Origin of the sequence: Azohydromonas sediminis, assembly GCF_003574675.1 — a bacterium.
Lineage (GTDB): Bacteria > Pseudomonadota > Gammaproteobacteria > Burkholderiales > Burkholderiaceae_C > Calidifontimicrobium > Calidifontimicrobium sediminis.
Map to the genome: position 1 here is coordinate 1 of NZ_QOAZ01000067.1, position 4152 is coordinate 4152.

Annotated in this window: 3 protein-coding genes and 1 pseudogene; 1 reads left to right on the top strand and 3 read right to left on the bottom strand. The window is 63.4% G+C overall.

The window, feature by feature from the left end; all coding sequences use genetic code 11:
* Positions 1 to 131 precede the first annotated feature (131 nt).
* The 3 genes and pseudogenes from DRV96_RS17500 to DRV96_RS17510 form a co-directional block, all read right to left on the bottom strand.
* Positions 132 to 410: pseudogene (locus DRV96_RS17500) on the bottom strand (transposase); the annotation flags it as partial.
* 286 nt (positions 411 to 696) lie between these two features.
* Positions 697 to 2091 (bottom strand): heavy metal sensor histidine kinase, encoded by a 1395-nt coding sequence (locus tag DRV96_RS17505; protein WP_119293534.1) that lies wholly within the window; start codon positions 2089 to 2091, stop codon positions 697 to 699.
* Entirely contained in the window at positions 2091 to 2777 is a 687-nt protein-coding gene (locus tag DRV96_RS17510; protein WP_119293536.1) for a heavy metal response regulator transcription factor, read from the bottom strand. Before DRV96_RS17510 ends, DRV96_RS17505 begins: the two co-directional genes overlap by 1 nt.
* 188 nt (positions 2778 to 2965) lie before the next feature.
* On the opposite strand from DRV96_RS17510, the gene DRV96_RS17515 reads away from it, so the two are divergent.
* Entirely contained in the window at positions 2966 to 4033 is a 1068-nt protein-coding gene (locus tag DRV96_RS17515) for a TolC family protein (protein ID WP_162911130.1), read from the top strand.
* Positions 4034 to 4152 lie beyond the last annotated feature (119 nt).

Sequence of the window (4152 nt, forward strand, 5' to 3'; positions counted from 1 at the left end):
GGAAGGCTTACCCTTGGCAGTGGCGGTCATGGCAGTTCAGCCCCTCGCGGGGCAGGTTGGCTTCGACAATCAACCTCTTGCCATGACCGCCATCCCTTGGCAAGTGGTTCTGCACACAAATCAGGACACTACCGCCGGGGTTCCAGGAACTCGGGGAAGTAGCTGCCGCGGCGCAGCTTGGGGATCTTGAGCTCGATGCTGCCAGCGCGCGTGTCCCAGGTTCGGTCGCGGTAGCCGTTGCGGCTGTTGAGGCGCGCGCGCGGCGCCTTCTCGTCGTAGCCGGCGCCGCAGCGGCCCTCGACGTCGATCTCCATGAGGCGCTGGGCCATGAACTGCACCATCTGGCGCAGCAGGTCGACATCGGCGCCCTTCTCGGCGAGCTCGGCCAGTGCCATAGTAGGGGTGGTCATCGTGATTCTCCTGACAAGGTTGGTGGGTTGCACCTCAACCATATCCGGGGCCACGATGGCCACCCCGGCCGGGACGGCCGCCGCCGCGCGGCAAGATGCTTCGGACTACGCCCTACGCACCTTGCCGCGCGCTTGTGGAGTTACACCACTTGCTGGGACACGAGCGGAGTCGTTATGTGATTCCTCGCTGCAGCCCTCCCTGAAGACTACTTGAGGCTGGGTACGGTCACCCGAACTTGCCAACTGAAAGGTCGCGATCGACGTAACCGGTCATCCCAAGCACCAGTCAATCTGCAACTGAGCCGGGAAAGACGAGGCAGAAGGTGGTGATGCCGTTACTGGAACTGGCTGTCACGGAGCCGCCATGGGCGGCCATGATCGCCTGGGTGATCGACAGGCCCAGGCCAGCGCCATCGGAGTCCGGGTGGCTGCGCGACTTGTCCACCCGGAAGAAGCGGTCGAACAGCCGAGGCAGAACCTCAGGGGAAATGGTGGGCCCCGTGTTGGTGAGACACAGGGTGGTGGTGGTGCCTTGCTTTTCGATCGTCACCGTCACGTCGGCATCATCCGGTGAGTGCCGCAAGGCGTTGGACAGCAGGTTGCCAATGGCGCGCCGAACCATCAGGCGGTCACCCATGATCACCGCCTGCCCAGCAAGCGAAAGACGAATGCGTTTCTCGTCGGCCACCGCGTCATAGAAGTCGAACAGCGCCCGCGTTTCCTGCTCCAACTCAATCGCCTCCGGGTTGGGCAGTTCGATCCCGTGCTCCGTCTTGGCCAGAAACAGCATGTCAGACACCATGCGGGCCAGTCGCTGAAACTCTTCGGCGTTGGAGGCGAGGATGTCCTGGTAGGCGCTCGCATCCCGTTTCTGGGCCAATGACACCTGTGTCTGGGTCAGCAGGTTGTTGATGGGGGTACGCAGTTCGTGCGCCAGGTCGCTGGAGAATTCCTGCAGCCGCGCAAAGTCGGATTGCAGGCGTTCGAGCATGGTGTTCAGGCTCTGCGCCAGGTCGGCGAACTCCGCCGGCACCGCGTCCACGGGCATGCGCTGGTCCAGCTTGTGGGCCGTGACCGTCATGGCGCGCTCTTTCATGATTCGAAGCGGCGCCAGGCCCCGGCGGGCGGCCCACCAGCCCAGCAAGCCGCTGGCCAGGATGGCGCCGATCAGGTAGAGCGCCAGCGTCTGCCTGAGCGACTGCATGAAATGGGTGTGGTGCGCCGTGTCCAGCGCGATCAGCAGTTCAAGCGGTTGGCCGTCCGCGGCCTGACCCGTCCATGTGGAGGGCGGACGGATGGCCGCCCTCAGACCGCGCAGCGTGTGATCGCCGGCCGTCCAGTCAAAGGCCTGTTCATCTGTACCGATGGACGGTGGCAGGCGGGAGAACACCGAACCCGCTTCGCCATAGACCTGGCCGGCGCTGTTGTGCAGCTCGATGACCAAGCCGTGGTGACTGGTCAGCAACTCATCCAGCCGGGATGCCAGCATCTCCGATGACGAGGCCTCGCCGACGATGGTCTGCACCAGTTCGATCTTGTCCTTCAGGAAATCCCGGTCGAGTTCGACAAAGTGCCGACCCACCGCGATCGAGACCAGCAGGCCCAGTCCGACGAGCACGCAGGCCGAGACCAGGGTGTACAGCGCGGTTAGGCGCGCCGTCAGCGACAGCCGGCCGAGCATCAGTGGGCGTCCTCGGGTGCTTCGAGCACGTAGCCCATGCCGCGCACGGTCTGGATCAGGCGCGGTTCGAATCCATCGTCCACCTTGGCCCGCAAACGCCGCATGGCCACCTCGATCACATTGGTGTCGCTGTCGAAATTCACATCCCACACCTGGGAGGCGATCAGGGAACGCGGCAGCACCTCGCCGTGGCGGCGCATCAGCAATTCCAGCAGGCCGAATTCCTTGGCCGTCAGATCGATGCGTTTGCCGGACCGGGTCACGCGACGGCGCAGCAGGTCGAGCTCCAGATCGGCCACTTTCATCGAGGTGGCTTCCAGACCTGAGCGGCCTCGCCGCAGGATCGTCCGGACCCTGGCCAGCAGCTCGGCAAACGAAAACGGCTTGACCAGGTAGTCGTCGGCCCCCAGCTCAAGTCCCTTGACGCGGTCTTCGACCTGATCGCGCGCTGTGAGGAACAGCACGGGCATCTGTCGCCCCTGGCTGCGCAGGTTCTTGAGCACCTGCCACCCGTCCATGCCCGGCAACATGACGTCCAGGATCACCAGATCGTGATCCCCTTCCAGGCCGTGATGCAGTCCGTCTACGCCGTTGGCGACGAGGTCCACGGCAAAGCCCGCCTCGCGCAGGCCTTGCCTGAGGTAGTCACCCGCTTTGGGTTCGTCTTCCACGATCAGAATTTTCACGTTCACATGCTCCTGGCCACAAGTTTGCCTTCCCCGGAGCGGGTGCGACGGAAGTTGACATTTTTGTAATCTGGCCGACAGGGAAATGACGCACTCGCGTCGCCAGAATCTGCACCACTTGATTTACTTCAAAAGGAGCGATGACAGTGAGATCTTCGTTTTGCAACCGTGCCGCGGGCCCAGTGCTGGTGGCGGGCCTGCTGGCCCTGCCGCTGGCGCTGTCAGCGCAAACGGCCAGCCCTTCACAAGAAGCCGACTGGCGCCGGGCCAACGACGCGGTGGGAGCGTTCAAGCGCGGCCATGCCGACGTGCTCAAGTGGGAGCAGGCCAACACCGGTGCTTCCACCACGACCCCGGGCAGTCCCTCGGGTATGGCCATCCCCACCGCAGAGGCGGCGGTTCGCATGGCCTGGAAGTTCCATTTCAAATTGGCTCGCCCTTTGGCGGAACTGGGTCCCCAGAATGAACAACTGATTGCGCAAGGCCGCTGGACGGAACTTGATCCCAGCCTGCAGCGCCGCGTCGAGGATGCGGGTGAGGTGCTGAAAGTGGCTGCCGCCGGACGCAAAGCGTGGATCGAAGCCGTGGCCGCCCAGCAGGTGCTGAAGCACCAGCGTGACATGCTGGAGGCTGCCCAGGCCGCCTATGAGCTGGGGCAACGCATGGTGACGGTGGGCAACTGGAGCAAGCTGCAGCTGTCTGCCGTTCAACTGGCTGCGTCCAACGCACGCATGAATCTGCGGCGGGCACAGCAAGCCGCCGCCCAGGCCCAGGCCAATCTCGTCAAGACGATGGGGCAAACGGGCCTTCAGGAAGGTTTTGTGCTGCCGGATGAGCTGCCTGCCATTCCGGCGCAACCCATGACAGCAGCGGACTTGCAAAAGCGCGGCGATGCGATTCGCAACCAGTTGCCAAGGGCAGAAAGTCTGCGCAACCGTGCGCTGTCGAAGTTGGCCATGAACGTCTACTGGGCTGCCCATGCCTTGGCACAGGACAGCCAGGGCGACATTCTGAAAACCCGCGAGTTCATTACCGAAGAAACGGTGCTGCACTACAACGGAATGCTCAAGAGCGTGTGGGATCTGCTGGACGAAGTGCGCAACCAGTCCCAGGCCACCGTGGACGCCATCCGTGCGCAACGCGACTTCTGGCTGGCCGAGGCCGATCTGCAGTGGGTCTTGCAAGGTGGAGAGCCCGACAGTTTTGTGAGCCTGGGTGGCGCCGGTGGCGATGCCCCTGCTCCTGCAGCGCATTGAAAGAACCGAACTGAGCTGCCCGCTGTTTTTCGTCTTCCAGGAGCCGATGGTTAGCATCGAGACCTGAAGGACGAGAGATGAAGAGAATTCCGAAGCAGGAGTACACGGCCGAGTTCAAG